Origin of the sequence: Rossellomorea sp. NPDC071047 (assembly GCF_050270195.1) — a bacterium.
Lineage (GTDB): Bacteria > Bacillota > Bacilli > Bacillales > Bacillaceae_B > Rossellomorea.
On record NZ_JBNNJT010000002.1, the window covers coordinates 600443 to 617868 of the forward strand.

At 43.8% G+C, this 17426-nt stretch carries 14 protein-coding genes, 1 pseudogene and 2 riboswitches; of the genes and pseudogenes, 12 read left to right on the forward strand and 3 right to left on the reverse strand.

The genetic code is table 11. The features are described 5' to 3' along the window. Window positions 1-29 precede the first annotated feature (29 nt). From thiM to ACQKFO_RS10955, 6 genes are all read left to right on the forward strand, one after another. Window positions 30-824 (forward strand): hydroxyethylthiazole kinase, encoded by a 795-nt coding sequence (gene thiM, locus ACQKFO_RS10930; RefSeq protein ID WP_427598656.1) that lies wholly within the window; start codon window positions 30-32, stop codon window positions 822-824. Window positions 825-844: 20 nt separating this feature from the next. Continuing rightward, window positions 845-1657 carry a bifunctional hydroxymethylpyrimidine kinase/phosphomethylpyrimidine kinase gene (thiD, locus tag ACQKFO_RS10935; protein WP_427598657.1) on the forward strand — a complete coding sequence of 271 codons (813 nt, stop codon included), beginning with the start codon at window positions 845-847 and terminating at the stop codon, window positions 1655-1657. Then, window positions 1654-2301: a thiamine phosphate synthase gene (thiE, locus tag ACQKFO_RS10940; protein ID WP_427598658.1), complete on the forward strand. Its 648-nt coding sequence runs from the start codon at window positions 1654-1656 to the stop codon at window positions 2299-2301. Before thiD ends, thiE begins: the two co-directional genes overlap by 4 nt. A 155-nt stretch (window positions 2302-2456) precedes the next feature. Beyond that, a complete protein-coding gene (locus ACQKFO_RS10945; protein ID WP_427598659.1) occupies window positions 2457-3080 on the forward strand; it encodes a TetR/AcrR family transcriptional regulator in 624 nt (207 codons plus the stop codon). Between the two features lie 2 nt (window positions 3081-3082). Further along, window positions 3083-3784, forward strand: a complete 702-nt coding sequence (locus ACQKFO_RS10950) for an ABC transporter ATP-binding protein (protein WP_427598660.1) — start codon at window positions 3083-3085, stop codon at window positions 3782-3784. Continuing rightward, on the forward strand, window positions 3784-6003 hold the full coding sequence (locus ACQKFO_RS10955; protein WP_427598662.1) for an FtsX-like permease family protein: 2220 nt from the start codon (window positions 3784-3786) through the stop codon (window positions 6001-6003). The genes ACQKFO_RS10950 and ACQKFO_RS10955 overlap by 1 nt, the downstream gene beginning before the upstream one ends. Before the next feature lie 72 nt (window positions 6004-6075). On the opposite strand, the gene nei is transcribed toward ACQKFO_RS10955, so the two are convergent. Further along, window positions 6076-6900 carry an endonuclease VIII gene (gene nei, locus ACQKFO_RS10960; protein ID WP_427598664.1) on the reverse strand — a complete coding sequence of 275 codons (825 nt, stop codon included), beginning with the start codon at window positions 6898-6900 and terminating at the stop codon, window positions 6076-6078. Window positions 6901-7037: 137 nt separating this feature from the next. After that, window positions 7038-7144: riboswitch (SAM riboswitch) on the forward strand. 93 nt (window positions 7145-7237) lie between these two features. Between nei and mmuP the strand changes: the two genes are divergently transcribed. Both mmuP and mmuM read left to right on the forward strand, forming a co-directional pair. Continuing rightward, entirely contained in the window at window positions 7238-8650 is a 1413-nt protein-coding gene (gene mmuP / locus ACQKFO_RS10965; RefSeq protein WP_427598665.1) for an S-methylmethionine permease, read from the forward strand. Continuing rightward, window positions 8619-9569, forward strand: a complete 951-nt coding sequence (mmuM, locus tag ACQKFO_RS10970) for a homocysteine S-methyltransferase (protein ID WP_427598666.1) — start codon at window positions 8619-8621, stop codon at window positions 9567-9569. The genes mmuP and mmuM overlap by 32 nt, the downstream gene beginning before the upstream one ends. A 69-nt stretch (window positions 9570-9638) precedes the next feature. On the opposite strand, the gene ACQKFO_RS10975 is transcribed toward mmuM, so the two are convergent. After that, on the reverse strand, window positions 9639-10991 hold the full coding sequence (locus ACQKFO_RS10975) for a glucoamylase family protein (RefSeq protein ID WP_427598667.1): 1353 nt from the start codon (window positions 10989-10991) through the stop codon (window positions 9639-9641). A 316-nt stretch (window positions 10992-11307) separates the two neighbouring features. Here ACQKFO_RS10975 and ACQKFO_RS10980 point away from each other — a divergent pair, with 316 nt between their 5' ends. Further along, on the forward strand, window positions 11308-12801 hold the full coding sequence (locus ACQKFO_RS10980; protein ID WP_427598668.1) for an amidase family protein: 1494 nt from the start codon (window positions 11308-11310) through the stop codon (window positions 12799-12801). A 48-nt stretch (window positions 12802-12849) separates the two neighbouring features. Here the strand turns inward: ACQKFO_RS10980 and ACQKFO_RS10985 are convergent. Next, a pseudogene (locus ACQKFO_RS10985) lies at window positions 12850-13749 on the reverse strand (Gfo/Idh/MocA family protein). A 195-nt stretch (window positions 13750-13944) separates the two neighbouring features. Beyond that, window positions 13945-14048, forward strand: a riboswitch (purine riboswitch). A gap of 170 nt (window positions 14049-14218) precedes the next feature. On the opposite strand from ACQKFO_RS10985, the gene ACQKFO_RS10990 reads away from it, so the two are divergent. From ACQKFO_RS10990 to ACQKFO_RS11000, 3 genes are all read left to right on the forward strand, one after another. Continuing rightward, on the forward strand, window positions 14219-15088 hold the full coding sequence (locus tag ACQKFO_RS10990; RefSeq protein ID WP_427598669.1) for a 5'-methylthioadenosine/S-adenosylhomocysteine nucleosidase: 870 nt from the start codon (window positions 14219-14221) through the stop codon (window positions 15086-15088). Window positions 15089-15147: 59 nt separating this feature from the next. Further along, window positions 15148-16134: a TRM11 family SAM-dependent methyltransferase gene (locus tag ACQKFO_RS10995; RefSeq protein WP_427598671.1), complete on the forward strand. Its 987-nt coding sequence runs from the start codon at window positions 15148-15150 to the stop codon at window positions 16132-16134. Window positions 16135-16314: 180 nt separating this feature from the next. Beyond that, the gene (locus ACQKFO_RS11000; RefSeq protein WP_427598672.1) at window positions 16315-17148 is read left to right on the forward strand and encodes an aldo/keto reductase; all 834 of its coding nucleotides are present in this window, start codon (window positions 16315-16317) and stop codon (window positions 17146-17148) included. Window positions 17149-17426: the final 278 nt, after the last annotated feature.

Genomic DNA, 17426 nt, shown 5'->3' on the forward strand with positions numbered 1-17426 from the left:
CTTTCTTTCATAATGACAAAGGAGGAACAATGAGAATGTATGATTTAGTTCAGAAAGTACGAGAAGAAAATCCATTAGTACATAATATAACGAACGTAGTGGTCACGAATTTTACGGCCAATGGTTTGCTGGCTATCGGGGCATCCCCGGTGATGGCCTATGCGAAAGAAGAAGTAGGGGATATGGCGAAGTTGGCAGGGGCCCTTGTCCTTAACATTGGAACCTTATCAAGAGACATCATCGATAGCATGATCATCGCTGGTAAAGCGGCAAATGAAAAAGAGGTACCTGTTATTCTGGATCCGGTTGGAGCAGGGGCAACTTTATTCCGTACTGAGATGGCAAGGGAAATCCTGAATGAAGTAAACGTCTCCATCTTAAGAGGGAATGCAGCGGAAGTGGCTCATGTTGCGGGAGAACAATGGGCAATCAAAGGGGTTGACGTCGGTTCAGATGGGGGAGACACGGTGGAATTAGCCCAAAAGGTGGCGGCACAATTGGATTGTACCGTTGTCATAACCGGGAAAATTGATATCATTTCGAATCGGCAAGGTACCTATTCAGTTGCGAATGGTCATCCGATCTTAACGAAGGTCACCGGGACGGGCTGTTTATTATCATCGGTCATCGGTGCGTTCGCAGCCATTGAGAAAGATCCCTTAAAAGCTGCTGTATCGGCAGCTGCTGTATATGGAATAGCAGCAGAAAAAGCAGCACGTGTTACTTCTGAAAAGGGTCCGGGAAGTTTTCAAATTGAATTCATCGATCAACTTTCCTCCATTCGTGAAGAAGATGAAGCACTTGCAAATATAGAGAGAATCTAAAAGGGAAGGGTGTTAGTATCATGACTGTATATAAGGCATTGACGATAGCAGGTTCAGATAGTGGCGGAGGAGCAGGCATTCAGGCAGATTTAAAAACATTTCAGGAGCTTGGTGCCTATGGAATGTCGGTCATCACGGCCGTAACCGCTCAAAACACATTAGGCGTCCAAGGCGTTTATCCTGTTTCAATGGAAGGAATCGTTCAGCAATTGGATGCGATTGGCCAAGACCTTGGACCCCATGCTTCAAAAACGGGCATGCTGCATTCCGGAGAAGTCATTGAGGCGGTAAGTGAACGAATCCATCATTATGGCTGGAAGAATCTTGTGGTGGATCCAGTCATGATCGCAAAAGGCGGAGCCAAACTTTTACAAAATGAAGCCATTCAGGCATTAAAGGAACAATTAATACCACTATCTGCTGTCATTACTCCTAATTTACCTGAAGCAGAAGTCATCACCGGAATAAAGATTGAAACACTGGACGATCGAAAAGATGCCTCTAAGATGCTGATTGAAATGGGTACCAAATCAGTCGTCATAAAAGGAGGACATGCCGATGGCGAGCAGGTGATCGATCTCTTCTATGATGGAACTACGTTCGAGGAAATGGTCTCTCCGAGAATCGAGACGTTTCATACTCATGGTACAGGATGCACCTTCTCGGCTGCGATTACTGCTCAATTGGCGAAAGGGATGGACATCAAGGAAGCGGTCAAGACGGCTAAAGCGTTTATCCGGGCAGCGATTGAAAACCCGCTCGGTATTGGGAATGGTCATGGTCCGACGAATCATTGGGCTTACAATAAGAAGGCATTTGGTGAAAGTGAATGATGGATAAACGAGAACAATTAGTGGATTTTCTTACTCTTTATTTTATTATGGGAAGTACAAATTGTTTGAAAGATCCTGCCTATGTGTTAGAACAGGCAATAGAAGGAGGCATAACCCTTTTTCAATTCCGGGAAAAAGGAGTGGGTGCCTTAGAAGGACAGGAAAAGATGAAACTCGCTGAAAAACTGCAGAAGATTTGTAAGGATGCAGAGATCCCTTTTATTGTAAATGACGATGTGGAATTGGCTTTAGCCATTGAGGCTGATGGGGTTCACATCGGTCAGGAAGACGAAAGGGCAAGTATGGTACGGGAAAAAATTGGTCATAAATGGCTTGGGGTTTCCACTCATACACTTGCCGAAGCTCAGCAGGCGATTGCCGATGGGGCGGATTACTTAGGACTTGGTCCCATCTATCCCACCCTTTCAAAAGACGACACAGTCAAAATTCACGGCTTGGACATCATCAAAAGCTTTCGAATAAACGATATTCCTACACCGATTGTGGGGATTGGAGGCATCAGTTCAATGAATGCCAAAGAAGTCATTGATGCTGGTGCGGATGGGATCTCGGTGATTTCAGCCATATCAGGTGCCAAAAACATCAGAGAAGCGGCGAGAGAGCTGAAGAGAGCCGTTTCGTGAACACTCATTAAAATATGAAAACCGGCCTGGCCAACAATACGTTAATGGAATTAGCGTACTGGGGGTCAGGCCTTATTTGACAATCAATATTTTTCCATTTAAAATATGAATAGATTCATAAATGAACTCGTTCACTTTTTGGGAGGAACAACAATATGGCAGGGTTACGAGAAGATAAAAAACGGCAAACACAGCAGAGCATTATGGAAGCGGCAAAACATATTTTTTCTGAGAAGGGATACCAACAGGCTTCGATGGTTGAAATTGCAAAGGATGCAGGGGTAGGAACCGGAACCATTTATAATTATTTTCCTTCTAAGGGATCACTGCTGCTCCGCATTTTCACAGAAGAAGCGGAGGGGATGAAGGGGGCACTCGATGATCCATACGAGGATGAAGGTGATTTAGTAGAAAGTGTGATTGGAGCCATGCACGGGTTTGCGGAGTTTTTTCAGCACTATCCGAAAGCGTTTTGGCGTGAGCTGTTTCACGTGATGACGGAGGAAGTGGAGGAAAGTATTCGGCTGAGGCAGGGGTTATTTGGCATCGATGAAGAGATGATGAAATGGATCATGTTTATGATTGAAAGCCATTCTGGTTGTTTTCTCGTCAAGGTTGACCCACAGGAAGCGGCATATGCCATCTATAGTGCAGCCATGTCGGATACGATGTTTTACATGTATAACGAATCCATGAGTCACGAAGAGTACAAGGAACAGCTATCGAGGCATATACGATTTTTATTTGAAGGGAAAATAAGATCGGGAAAGAAGGAATGAAGATGAGCATCTTGAGTATCAATGGGGTTCATAAAACCTATCAAAGCGGTCAAACGACCTTTCAAGCACTGACGGATATTCACATACTAGTGGAACAGGGGGAAATTGTCGTCATTCTAGGTCCTTCCGGTTCGGGGAAATCCACCTTGTTGAATGCCATTGGCGGCATTGATGGGATTGATTCCGGGAGTATCAAGATCAATGAGAAGGATATCACCCAATTGAATGATCGTCATCTCGTGGATTATAGAAGGGAAGACGTTGGTTTTGTCTTTCAAATGTATAATCTGATCCCTAATTTAACGGTCTATGAAAATATCGAATTGACGGCGAATATCAGTCGGGAGGCATTGTCTATTCAAGAGGTGATTGATGCCGTGGGATTGTCGGGGATGGAGGATCGCTTTCCGCGGGAATTAAGCGGCGGACAGCAGCAGCGTGTATCGATTGCACGTGCGGTCGTTAAAGCTCCGAAACTATTATTATGTGACGAACCGACAGGAGCTTTGGATTCCGGTACATCGAAAGAAATTTTGCAGCTGATTGAGAAAGTGAATAAAGAGTTTAACACAACAGTCCTCATCATTACACATAATCAGGCGATTAAAAGCATGGCGAAGCGGGTCATCACACTTAAGGATGGAAAAATCGAATCCGACTTTGTCAATGAATATCAGACCTCTGCTGAAGGGGTTGAGTGGTGATGCCTCTTCGAAAAAAACTCTTTCGGACCATTATGGAAAAAAAGGCGCAGTTTTTCTCTGCGTGGTTTCTGATTGTGATCAGCTCCATTGTGTTTTACTCGTTTACCGCGGCTGGAGCGAATCTCATTGATAATTTACAGATGTTTTTTAAGGAGAATAAGGTTGAAGATGCTCAATTCATTACACAAGAGCCTTTGAAAGATATCAAAGGGATTGAAAAACAAAATGGGGCAGATATTGAGGAGAGGTATGTAGCGGATGTTCCATACAGTAAAGATACGACACTCAGGATGTTGGATGCCGCCACTGACGATGTTAATCTCCATTCTGTCGTTAAAGGTAAAAACCTGTCCTCGGAGCGGGATATTTTAGTAGATAAAGGTTTTGGCAACGCACATGATATTTCGATTGGAAACGAGGTTGAACTGGGAGGGGAAACGTTCCGAGTTGCAGGATACATGGCGATTCCTGATTATATCTATCCATTAAAAGAGGAAGCGGGCTTTCTGAAAAATCCTGATGCATTCGGGGTCGCAGTCGTGAAACAATCTGTTTTGGAAAAGTGGAAAGATCATCAGGTATACTATAGCGTCCGCCTTTCAGATGCCTCCCCCGAAGAACTGAAGAAGCAAATCAATCAAACGAATCAGATCATTAAATGGACAGATAAAAAAGATAATAATCGCATTTCCTTCATTAAAGGGGATATTGCCGGTGTCAAGAAGATGGGGCAACTTCTTCCGGTAGGCATTTTGTTCATTAGTATGGTGATCATTCTCATATTATTGTGGCGCTTAATGAAAAAGGAATATGTACAGATCGGCACATTGTATGCCCTTGGCTACAGGAAAAAAGAAATTATCCGTCACTATCTCTCCTATGCCGGGATTCTTGCCGTCTCAGGAAGTGTTGTGGGTACGATCCTTGGGTGGGTATGCTTGCATCCATTGCTCTCAACTTTCGCGGCTTATTATAATCTGCCTGTATTGGAAGTGAAACCACATGTGGGTTATTTGCTTACGAGTTTATTGTTACCACTTGTTCTGTTCATCCCGTTAACCTATTATTTGGTTCAACGCGTCTTGAAGATCCCACCCGTAAGTTTAATAAAAGGTGGGGAACGCAAGGTGAAAGTAAGCAAGCTGGAGAGGTTATTTAAACTTAAGGAGCTGCCGTTCCACCGGAAGTTCGTGATCCGGGAAATCATGCGCAACCTTCCAAGAGCGCTCTTTTTGATCATCGGTGTGATGTTTGCCTCGTTATTATTGTTGTTCGGCTTCGTCACCAAGAATTCGATGGAGTACCTGGTGACCGATAATTTTCAACAAGTGTACGACTATGAGTATAGCTATCTATTCAAAGCTCCACAGACTGACCATCCTGAATCGGGACAGATCGGAGCTGTGGCCCCATTTACCACAGATAAGGAGAGTTTGTCGATTACAGGCCTGAAACCGGATAATACAGCCATTCGATTAGAGGACTCCAGCGGTGAAAAGCTCAAGTTCAATTCAGTCATCATGAATAAGTCCCTCTCGGATAAATTAGGGATTCAAGAAGGTGATTCGATTCATGTGACAAATGAACTGACGGATAAATCCTTTACCCTCACCATTGATCACATCGCAGTATCGTATCTCGGAAGTATGATCTATATGCCTCTGGAGGAATTCAACCAATTAAATGACTATCCTTCAGGAAGTTATACAGAGATTTATTCAAACAAAGAACTCACGCTACCGAAAGAAAAGATCGTGTCGATATCCAAATCATCCGATACGATTGACGGATTCAAGGAAATGATCAAGCCGTTGAACTATGGAGTAGCAGCGATTGCCTTTGTTGCTGCCATCATTGCTGTCATCATCATCTATATACTGATTTCATTATTAATTGAAGAAAATTCATTCAAAATCTCACTCATGAAAGTCATCGGTTATCGGGAGAAATCAATCATGAGCATGATGATAGGTTACAATATTTGGTTTATCATCCTTGGGTATGTGATAGGCATTCCCGTGACGCTCCTGTCGATTTCAGCCTTTATGAATTCGATCACCTCAGAGATGAATGTGACGATTCCCGTAAAGCTGGACTGGATGAGTGTCCTCATCAGTTTTATCATCATCATCACATCGTATTATGTATCCCTATGGCTGAACCATCGAAAGTTGAAAGGGATTTCCATGAAAGAAGCGATTAACCGGAGTACGGAATAGAAACTGTGGGTTGACGTTAAACTGATAAAAGGGTACGAGGCATTAAGAAAGCCACGTACCCTTTTATCGTTATCATTCTAGTCCCTGACAAACAGGACAATAGTACAGCCTTCTTGAAGCTGCCACCGCCTTCTCGATTTCACTTCCACAGATGAAGCAGGATCCACTTTCCCGGTTAAAGACCCAGTGACGATAGCGGGAACGCTTCACTCCTTGTCCTTTCAGTTTCTGTGCTAGGTCGAGATCATTGGTGATCCCACCAGTCTCATACGATTGTCTCACTAAATCCTTGATGCTATGTGCAGCTTTCTTCAATTGCTTCTCTGTGCAGTCAACTGGCCTGAGGGAAGGGTGTATACCAGCAACAAACATGATTTCAGATCGCAAATAATTTCCGATACCTGCTACGAAACCTTGATCCAGCAATAGAATCGACCATTTGCGGTTTCGGAATCGTTTATCCTTCATCCGTTCCATCAGCTCATCTACGGATACCTCTTCGCTTAAAAGATCGGGGCCGACTTTTGAGACGAATGGGTGCCCGGGCACTTCTTCGTCACGAAGAACCTCGATATCAGATGCGCTATAGAGAAGTGCCGATTTATTCTCATTATGTAAGGCCAACCGGAGCTGACGGTTTGTTTTCGGGTAGTTATATGTGTTTCTGAAATACCATTTCCCGTAAAGCTGATTGTGGGAGTAGATGGTGTACCCATTGTCAAAGCGGATGAGCATGGCTTTTCCTTTCGTATCGACCCTCGTCACGATTGACCCCTTTAGCAGATCCCCGTAGTCTTCTAAATGAGGGAAGGCAAAATAAATATCTTCGACGGTTTTATTTTTTAGAGCACGTTCAACGGAATCTGCGGCTCGTCTGATTTCCGGACCTTCTGGCATGGCAGTTTCTCCTTTTTTAGTATAGTTGTTCCCTTTTTTCTTCCCAAAGTAACATTCGGATAGGCTGGGCTACTCATCTATTTCATGGTCTTGACATTATTCCAATATATTGATAGAGTTTTAAAAAATCTACATATTTCTTATCCAGAGAGGTGGAGGGACTGGCCCTTTGAAGCCTCAGCAACAGGTCTGTGAAGATACTGTGCTAATTCCAGCGGGTGACTCAAACCCTGATAGATAGGAGCAATCTTTTATTTGTCGGTGACGCACTCGTTCAGGGTGCGTTTTTTGTTTGTCTACCCATTCCACAATATATTTAGAAGGAAGGGTGTTTTTGATGGAAAACGCAGGACAGAGTTTTAAAAGAGCGATGAAGACACGTCATTTAGTGATGCTGTCACTTGGAGGGGTGATCGGAACCGGGCTTTTCTTGAGTTCGGGGTATACGATTCATCAGGCAGGACCATTTGGGACGATCCTTGCTTATTTGGTTGGGGCGCTGGTGGTGTATCTTGTGATGCTTTGTTTAGGTGAACTTTCTGTCCATATGCCGGAAACAGGATCCTTTCATAGTTATGCTGCAAAGTTCATTGGACCTGGGACCGGGTACACTGTTGGCTGGTTGTATTGGCTGACATGGACAGTGGCATTGGGGTCGGAGTTTACGGCGGCTGGTTTGATGATGCAGCGTTGGTTTCCTTCGATTAGTGTATCGATCTGGAGCGCGGTCTTTGCTGCGTTGATTTTTGTGCTTAATACGTTGTCTGTGCGTTTTTTTGCTGAATCTGAATTTTGGTTTTCTTTAGTAAAAGTGATTGCGATCGTTGCGTTTATTGTGATCGGGGCAGGTGCGATCGTCGGGTTCATCTCTCTCAGTCATTCAGAGCCCGCTCCGTTTTTCTCGAATATCACAAATTCAGGGTTGTTTCCGAATGGGGCATTTGCCATCTTGATGACAATGCTTGCTGTCAATTTTGCCTTTTCAGGAACAGAATTGATCGGGGTTGCGGCGGGAGAAACAGAGAATCCATCCAAATCGATTCCTAAAGCCATCCGCACCACGCTTGTGAGATTGATCATCTTTTATGTAGGGACGATTGTCGTATTATCCGCTTTATTACCGAGCCAGTCAGCCGGTGTATTGGAAAGTCCTTTCGTAGCGGTGCTTGGTCGGATTGGAATCCCGTATGCCGCCGATATCATGAATTTTGTGATCATAACGGCCATTTTATCAGCGGCAAACTCCGGTCTGTATGCTTCCTCCAGAATGCTGTGGTCGCTCTCAGATAAGCAAATGATCTCACCGGTTTTTGCCAAATTGACTGATCGGGGAGTCCCTCTCAATGCGATAGTTTGCAGCATGCTGGGAGGGGGGCTGGCATTGCTTTCAAGCATCATTGCACCGGGGACGGTCTACATCGCATTGGTGTCGATCTCTGGCCTTGCGGTAGTAATCGTGTGGATGAGCATTAGTGCTGCCCAATTTCTATTTCGAAGACAGTACATAAGGGAGGGAAACGACGTGAAAGACTTGACTTATCGGACGCCGCTCTACCCACTCGTTCCCATTGCGGCATTTCTGCTTTGTCTAGCTTCTTGTATCGGCATTGCCTTTGATACCACTCAGAGGATAGCCCTTTATTGCGGGATCCCATTTATAGCCCTTTGCTATGGAAGCTATTATCTAACACAATACATAAAGAAAAGAGGAAGAGGTAATGTCGAATCAACTGAAGCTAAATCCCATTGATGCTATTTTACAAATACATTCCCAACTGATTATAGATGGAGCATTAGCCACAGAGCTGGAATCCCATGGCTTTGATTTAAACGATCCCCTTTGGTCTGCCAGTATACTCCTTGAAAAACCGGAAGCGATTGAGAAGGTTCATGCTGATTATTTCCGTGCAGGAGCCGATTGTGCGATTACAGCCAGCTACCAGGCGACGGTGGATGGTTTTCGAAAGCGAGGTATAGAGAAACCTGAAGCTCTGGAATTAATCAAGAAAACGGTTACTCTCGCCAAACAGGCCCGAGATGACTTCTGGAAGGAAGAGAAGGGAAATTCGAATCGGCCGAAGCCAATCGTTGCAGGTTCTGTAGGACCTTACGGGGCATACCTTGCTGACGGTTCTGAATACGTGGGGAACTATGGAGTAAGCGATAAACAGTTAGCAGATTTCCATTTTCCGAGAATCCAGGCATTAGTGGAGGCGGGAGCTGATTTGTTGGCATTCGAAACCATCCCGTCCTTGCAGGAAGCAAAGGTACTAGCTTCACTTCTGAAAGAATTTCCCGATACCTGGGCCTGGCTGTCTTTTTCATTAAAGGATGGAGAGACGATAAGTGATGGAACGGGGATTGAAGAGTGCGCGCGTGTGTTCAATGACGATGAACAAATCGCTGCAATTGGTGTGAATTGTGCACCTATACCTGCGGCCGAGAAGGCGATAAGCGTATTAAGCAGAAACACTGACAAACCAATCATCGCGTACCCGAACTCAGGTGAGACTTACAATGCTGAGACCAAAACGTGGCATGGGGAGAAAGGGTGTTGCGCGTTTGATGAGGAATCAGTAATTTGGTACGAGGCAGGTGCTCGTATCATTGGTGGATGCTGCCGGACGGATCCTGGTCATATTGAGGCGTTGGCGAAGAGGTGGAGGTAGGCAATAATATTTAAATGCAAAAGCCCAAGTGATTCAGTCACTTGGGCTCTTACATCATTATCGCTACTATTATTTAATAGAAAACGTCTCTTTAATCAGCAAGTCCTCAGGTGATTTCCCAATTCGATCTTGATGGAAGTAATCTCTGATGACTCCATCCTTTAAATAGTTGACGATTGAGACCATTGTCATACCTTGATCTAAAGCGAGGTAGGCTTGTGTCACTTCTCCCGTTTCCACATTGACTGAATCAAGGAAGCCATATTTACCATACATATCGAAACGTTTCAACGCCTGGATGTTTTTGAATGCTTCCATCGGTGCGTATTCAAGTGCCAGGAATGTGGCATGTGGAGTGACAGTGCCATCTGACTTATAGCCGTCCATACCCAGAGGTGTAGCGGCAAATTCTGAATAATTATCCGGTGTGGCTGCTGGTGACATGCCCCAGGCTGCATACCCTTGTTCTTTAGCATATTGAATCTGGATGTCTACATGACGCTTATTGTTCAAGCCGAGTGCGTTCTTCCCGAGTTCTTTTTCCTTCAGTACAAGCTGTGGCATCAATGCTTCAAACATGCTTCCTCCCCAGCTTGGTACATATTTAGTGCCCTTGTAGCTGTAATGTCCTTCGAAGACATCTACGCCGTCATATGTTTCTGTATATCCTTCAGGAATTTGAGCCTGCCAATCCCAGCTTTCTGGCATGGTGCGGAACATTCTCCACCAGTGCTCTTCCGGTACGTCCTCTTTCCCGATCGCGATGTAGCTTGCCACACGTGGTTCCGTATAAAAGGCACCGTAATGGTGAGAAGTATAGCTCTCGGTTGCTACATCATATCCGCCACGCATTTGTCCTACTTCCGGGGTGTAAAGAGTGGAATAATCCATGTCCTCTACTAATGCGTGAGTTTCTTCATAGAGTTCCGGATACGCTTGTCCCACTACAATGAGACCTGCAGACAGCCATCCATTATCTACCGTTGAGATGAATTGACCCCAATCCGTCATAAGCGTTGCATCTTCTGTATAGTACCAGTTGTAAAATAATCCGTTCCATTTTTCCATATCTTTTAATGAATTCAACGTCTTTTCGATGTTGGTCACGGCTTCTTCACGTGAGATCAGGCCGACTTCCTCAGCTGAAATCGTACTCATCATATACATGGCAATGTTCGTTGGGGAAGTGAATTTCTGGGCATTGATCTCCCCGTTATCCATACGGACGGCATCATAAGTGAGTCCCGTTTTTTCATTTGTAAAATCCTCGAAGTATCGATAGGTATTCTTTGAAATCGCTTTCAATTGTTTGGATAAAGCGATCTCTTTTCCTTTGGTTGTGTGCTTTGCAGAAGCCGAAGCAGGGAGCGTGGCGCTGACGATAAGCAATAAAGCTAAAAGCAATGAAAAATATTTCTTCACATTTGACACTTCCTTTCATTTTGGTGAAACGTTTCGATTAAAAGTATACAAGAGTGATCAATAGACGTATATCACTCAATAGTAACAATTATCTGAAAATAACACGTCGGTATGTGACTTCTTTTTTGAGTCTTTTATACCAGTATCCATCGGCAGGTAAACTCTAAATACAGACTCTGCCACCAACTCTAATGTGATACTGTATTGGGTGACTACCTTCTTTTTTTGTCTACAGTGTTAATGATTTTTATTAAAAAAAGGATATTTTCCCATTATGTAGAAAGTCATAGATACATAGTCAATAGGGGTGAGCAGGATGCAGGGGTTTGATTATAAAAACTACGACGGTTTAGGGCTCGCAGAGTTAGTGAAGAAAAAAGAAGTTCATCCTAAAGAATTGGTTGAAGAAGCCATTAAAATAATAGAAGCCAACAATCCGAAGTTGAACGCAGTGATTCACAAAATGTATGAACAGGCGAGGGAGGTTGCAGACAAAGAGCTTACTGGAGCATTCGCCGGTGTACCAATGCTATTGAAAAATATCACTCAGGAAATAGAAGGGGAGCCTATGACAGCAGGTTCAAGATCACTTCAAACCTACCGAGCGAAGACAGATGCAGAGTACACCAGGAGATTGCGTGAAGTAGGTGTGGTCATTCTGGGACAAACGAATGTGCCTGAATTTGCTTTAGTGGCTATTACAGAGCCTTCACATCACGGTGCGACAAGAAATCCGTGGAATTTGGATTATACGCCTGGAGGTTCAAGTGGCGGTTCAGCCGCTGCGGTAGCATCCGGCATTGTTCCGATCGCGGGTGCCAACGATGGTGGGGGATCTATAAGGATCCCGGCTGGCTATTGCGGGTTATTTGGTTTGAAACCGACGAGGGGAAGAACACCTGTTGGTCCAACCTACGGAAGAACATGGCAAGGGGCCTCTGTTGAGCATGTTTTAACCCGATCAGTCAGGGATAATGCTGCCATGCTGGATGAATTACGAACGTATGAAAAGTCTGCTGCTTTTTATGCCCCTCCATTTGCAGGGAGATACTTGGAAGCATCACAAACCCCATTGGGCAAGAAATTAAGGATTGCCTATTCCACAGCTTCTCCCATAGGCACTGAAGTACATCCCGAGTGCGAGAAGGCTGTTGTGAGAGCTGCTAAATTACTAGAGTCCATGGGCCATTATGTGGAAGAAAAAGAGGTGCCGGTGGATGGACACAAGATTGCGAGAAGTTTCTTAACAATGTACTTTGGTGAAACCGCTGCACTGTTAACTTCGTTGGAAGAAGTGCTGGGACGAAAAGTTACTTACGCTGATGTGGAACCCTCCACCTGGCTCCTGGGATTGATCGGAAAGGTCACTCCTGCAGAAGAATTTATCCTGAGTATCAGGGAGTGGGACATAGCAGCTTATCAAATGGAAACATTTCATGAAACGTATGATTTCTACCTTACCCCTACAACAGCTTTTCCACCGGCCAGGATAGGAGAACTGGAACCGACCCAATCAGAGAAATTCCTGATCAGTTCAATAGGGAAATTGGGACTCAGGAGACTGGTGAAAAAGATTGGGATCGTTGATCAGATAGCACAGAAGAATCTGATGCGTACCCCTTTCACGCAGTTGGCCAATTTAACAGGACAGCCGGCCATGTCACTTCCGATACATCAGACTTCTGAAGGGCTGCCGGTCGGAGTCCAGGTGATGGCAGCAAAAGGCAGAGAGGATCTGCTGTTGCAATTGGCTGGAGAGATTGAGAAGTCCGAGCATTGGTTGCAAATTGAGAAAAACCCTTTATTCTAAAAAGGGGAAAGGGGCTTTCCATGTCCCCTTCCCCATCTATCTGACCTACTATTCAATCATCCCGACTATCCTCTCACAAATCTCATGGGTAACCAGTGAATCCTCAATCGATGGGTCAGGGGTTGTACCATTTTCCACACAGTCTATGAAATGATCCACTAAATCATAAAACCCACGCTTATATAAAGTATGCTCCCAATCTCCAAATGAAGAAAGGCTGACTTCTTTATTATGATAATGAGTCGTTTCAACGAGACTGTTGACGACATATTTATGATGACCTGCCGAGTACTCGATGATTTCTTCCGTCACACCGCCGTCCCGGTTCATGATTCCGACTGAGGTGCACTCCTCGCCGATGAGCTGGACGACTAAGTGATGGAGCATGTCATCTTTTATTAAATGCTGAACCTTTACATCCTGGACCTCTGTATCCATTAAGAATCGCAGCGTATCTACAACATGGATGAAATCTTCTACGACGAACCTTCTGGCGTAATCAGGTAAAGCGTATCTGTTTTTTTGCATAAGGAGAAAGCTGGGTTTGCCATGCTCTCTCAGCTCTCTCACTTTTGGTATGAATCGTCTGTTGAAACCAACCATGGCGACTTTGCCATTTTCTTTAGCGAGCTGGACGATTCTTTCGGTTTCGTGAATGTTCAAGGAAATCGGCTTGTCTATGTATACGTTGACCCCATTCTAGAGCAGTTTTTCCGTTATTTCAAAGTGGGCTTCTGTAGCCGTACTTACAAATGCTGCGTCAATATTGGTAGCAATCAACTCTTCAATACTCTGAACCTTTTCCTGGATGCGATATTTATGTGCAAGAGCATTTAGAGTTTCGACATTCCTTGTGCAAAGCACGAGTTCGATTCCTTCTTTTTCAGAGAGAACTGGCAGGTAGGCTTTCTTGGCGATATCTCCTAATCCTATAAGTCCGATTTTCATGTTTTTCACCCCGTTGTTTTTTGTTTAACGTTCTTTCATTATAGTATTCTCAATTTATATATCAAATCTAAGGCTGTGCAAGATGCCCATTATGTTGGGTTGGTTACCCTAAAATACGAACATTAAATATGAATAATTGAATAAAATTCGTATTTTGTGTTGATTGTTTAAATGGAGTTTGTTATATTAACACTGTACTAATTACATATCATTACTCGTATATCCTCGGTAATATGGTCTGAGTGTTTCTACCTGGTTCCCATTATAAGAACTAGACTACGAGTTGAAGTATTCGGTTTTTCGGTTTTTTGCCGTTGCCATTTTGTGATGGGCATTCCCATCATTCACGTATACTTTAACTTCAAAGGTCTGGATAGTAGAAAACACTCTACATGTTCTAGATCTTTTTCTTTTGGGCAAAACAGCGAGATATCACCATCTAGAAAAAAACGAAAAAGGAGAGATTTTGATGAAAAAGAAACTGGCTTTATTTGTATCATTATCCGTACTCGCATTATCCTTATTTACTGGGTGCAGTTCCACTTCTCAGACTGCAGCTAAGGAAGAAGAGGCAGAGAGACCCATTATGATTCAAGGTCCAATGCCTATTGAAGCTGAAAAATTTGCAGGTAAATTAGAAAATGTGAAAGAAGAAAAATCGGGATCATTTGTTTTTTACATAGGAACGCTTGATGATTATCCTGTCATCGTTGCCAAAACCGGTAAAGGGATGGAAAACACGGCAGCGGCTACTGCGGTAGCCATTGAGAAATACGATCCGATCGCCATCATCAACCAAGGAACATCAGGTGGACATGACCCTGAACTACATGTATTTGATATCGTATTAGGAGAAAGAACCGTTAACCTGGGTTCATTGAAAACAGCTGACAAAGCTGATAACGCAGGAATTGATCCAACCGTCTGGAAGCCGATGGACTTAATGGCCTCTGAAGGCAGTGCGGGTGAAGACCCGAATGCTGAGAAAATCCGATACTACGATGGAGACGAGGACTTACTCCAAGCTGCCAAAGCAGTAAAGGATACATACACCGATGGAAAGATCGTCGAAGGTACCATCGGTTCTGCCGACGTGTGGAATAATGAAGTGGACCGAATTCAATGGTTCCATGAGAAATACGGTACTTCTGTAGAGGAAATGGAAGGGGCTGCAGCAGCACAGATTGCAGGTGCTTATGATGTAGCGTTCCTGGGAATCCGCGTACTGTCCAATAACAAGACAAATGGTGGAGCATACAACCCTGAAACCGCATCTTCGAACCAGGAGTATGTCTATGAAGTGGTGAAAGAGTATATTTCCATGATGGAAACTAAATAAACTAAGGACCTGACCCCGGTGAATGAATGCGATGGCATGCCGGGGTCAGGTCTTTTTTTATGATACAATGGTCTAATGCAACACATCATTTTTATCATCACACGGAGTTGATCATAATAGAAACGAAAAAATATATCTATCATTATTCTTGGGAACCGAACGAAGAATCCTTATGTGCCTTGGAAAGAAGAGTGTTATTCGGAAAAAGTTCTGAATCTAGCATTCTGGAAAGTTCAGTGAAAATAGATCCCAGCAGAAGTCCATTTATTCGAGAGAGACTCGAGATTATCTGCGAGGGGAATGAGTTTGAAGAATTACTTGAAGAAATAGAAAAGTTAGAAGCACTTGATGGGTTCAAAGTCGTTTTTGTTCAAAATCTTGATGCGGATCGAGTAGGCTTTAAAAAGCTTCGCAAAATTGAAAAAGAAGTAGGAATGCATCTGAAAGGTGAAGCAGAGTTAGTCGATCCGGACATTTGGTTCGGGGTGATGAAGACCAATGATCGCTGGGTGTTTGGCAAGTATGTGAGAAATGAAGCAGTTTGGCTGCACCATGTGAAAAAGCCGCACAGCTATTCGACGGCACTCAGTACTCGTGTGGCAAGAGCTGTTGTGAATATCGCAGCACCGAATACTGAAGGAATCAAAATGATCGATCCTTGCTGCGGGATAGGGACGGTCCTTGTGGAGGCACTATCCATGGGAATCGATATCGTCGGGAGTGACCGCAATCCTTTGATCCTCGATGGAGTGAAAGAGAATATCGCTCATTTTGGATACAAAGGGGATGTCTCTTTAAAGGATATTAACGACGTAACGGACAGCTATGATACAGCTGTGATCGATCTACCCTACAATCTTTGTTCAGTTATTACAGATGACGAGCAGCTTGAAATGCTCCGCAGTGCGAGACGATTTGCAGCGAAGGTCGTGATTGTTACCTTGGAAGATGTGGATGCGAATATTGAAAAAGCCGGCTTTGAGATTGTGGATCGTTGTGAAGTGAGTAAGGGAAGATTTGTACGGCAGATCCTGGTCTGCAAATGATAGTGAATTGAGAGAGTGTGGAAGGTTGTTTCCATGCTCTTTTTTTATGGGAACCCCAGGTACTTTGAAGTACCTATCCCACAAAAAAGTACCTACTTCTCAAGCTCCCTTCCATCGTCCATACTATATCCATGTTCTTCTCATGAGGACCATTCATTTTATGAAAAGGAGAGTGTAGGTATGAGCGTCAAATCTATCACTTTAAATAATAATATAAAAATGCCTGAACTGGGATATGGGGTTTTCCGTGTGGATGACGGCCCGAAGCTTGAACGAGCTGTTCAGATTGCCATCGAAATGGGGTATCGCAGTATCGATACAGCAGCGATTTATGGGAACGAAGAGAGTGTCGGCAAGGGCATCAATAAAGCGATTGAAGCTGGACTTGTGACCAGGGAGGAACTGTTTGTCACGTCAAAGGTTTGGAATGACGGCCTATCCTACGATGAAACGATAGCGGCTTACGAAGAAAGCTTAGAGAAAATGGGGCTCGACTATCTGGATCTTTATCTGGTTCACTGGCCAGGAAAAGAGAAGTACATGGAGTCCTGGAAAGCTCTTGAATCACTTTATAAGGAGGGACGGATCAAAGCGATCGGTGTGAGTAACTTCCAAGTTCATCACTTGGAACACTTACTACAGGGTGCTGAAATCACGCCGGTTATTAACCAGATTGAATTCCATCCCAAGCTGATTCAAACGGAAGTTAGAGATTACTGCCGTAAGCACAATATTCAAGTTGAAGCGTGGTCTCCGCTTATGAATGCAGAGCTTCTAAACAATGAAACCATTAAAGGGATTGCTCAGTCCCATGCTAAATCACCCGCTCAAGTGATACTGCGCTGGGATCTCCAACACGGAGTCATCACAATTCCAAAGTCTATGACGGAGTCCAGAATTCAAGAAAACATTTCTATATATGATTTTGAATTAACTTCTGAGCAAATGAATCAATTAGATGCATTAAATGAAGACTTCCGCAGTGGCCCGGATCCTGATGAGTTCGATTTTTAATCAGTGAATAGTACAAAGGAGGAAGACCTGAAGAAAAACTTTGGGCCTTCCGCTTTATTTTATCTATAGCTGATACAAGAGTATTGAAGAACTTTTTATTAAAACCTCTCTAAAAAATCCCCCAAACAAGAATATTTTTCTAATCACAAAAAATAATATAACCAATTGGAAGCGTGAAGAAAATAGTGTGAATCCAGCAATATCAAGGGTTTGAGCAATTATGGGCTCATGACAAATTCTCCCTTATGACATTTGTCATACCCAGCATATGACACCTA

What these genes read in the sequence shown, in the direction of transcription:
- thiM (WP_427598656.1), top strand. Translation starts at nt 30, where the DNA reads ATGAGAATGTATGATTTAGTTCAGAAAGTACGAGAAGAAAATCCATTA.
- thiD (WP_427598657.1), top strand. Translation starts at nt 845, where the DNA reads ATGACTGTATATAAGGCATTGACGATAGCAGGTTCAGATAGTGGCGGA.
- thiE (WP_427598658.1), top strand. Translation starts at nt 1,654, where the DNA reads ATGATGGATAAACGAGAACAATTAGTGGATTTTCTTACTCTTTATTTT.
- ACQKFO_RS10945 (WP_427598659.1), top strand. Translation starts at nt 2,457, where the DNA reads ATGGCAGGGTTACGAGAAGATAAAAAACGGCAAACACAGCAGAGCATT.
- ACQKFO_RS10950 (WP_427598660.1), top strand. Translation starts at nt 3,083, where the DNA reads ATGAGCATCTTGAGTATCAATGGGGTTCATAAAACCTATCAAAGCGGT.
- ACQKFO_RS10955 (WP_427598662.1), top strand. Translation starts at nt 3,784, where the DNA reads ATGCCTCTTCGAAAAAAACTCTTTCGGACCATTATGGAAAAAAAGGCG.
- nei (WP_427598664.1), bottom strand. Translation starts at nt 6,900, where the DNA reads ATGCCAGAAGGTCCGGAAATCAGACGAGCCGCAGATTCCGTTGAACGT.
- mmuP (WP_427598665.1), top strand. Translation starts at nt 7,238, where the DNA reads ATGGAAAACGCAGGACAGAGTTTTAAAAGAGCGATGAAGACACGTCAT.
- mmuM (WP_427598666.1), top strand. Translation starts at nt 8,619, where the DNA reads ATGTCGAATCAACTGAAGCTAAATCCCATTGATGCTATTTTACAAATA.
- ACQKFO_RS10980 (WP_427598668.1), top strand. Translation starts at nt 11,308, where the DNA reads ATGCAGGGGTTTGATTATAAAAACTACGACGGTTTAGGGCTCGCAGAG.
- ACQKFO_RS10990 (WP_427598669.1), top strand. Translation starts at nt 14,219, where the DNA reads ATGAAAAAGAAACTGGCTTTATTTGTATCATTATCCGTACTCGCATTA.
- ACQKFO_RS10995 (WP_427598671.1), top strand. Translation starts at nt 15,148, where the DNA reads ATGATACAATGGTCTAATGCAACACATCATTTTTATCATCACACGGAG.
- ACQKFO_RS11000 (WP_427598672.1), top strand. Translation starts at nt 16,315, where the DNA reads ATGAGCGTCAAATCTATCACTTTAAATAATAATATAAAAATGCCTGAA.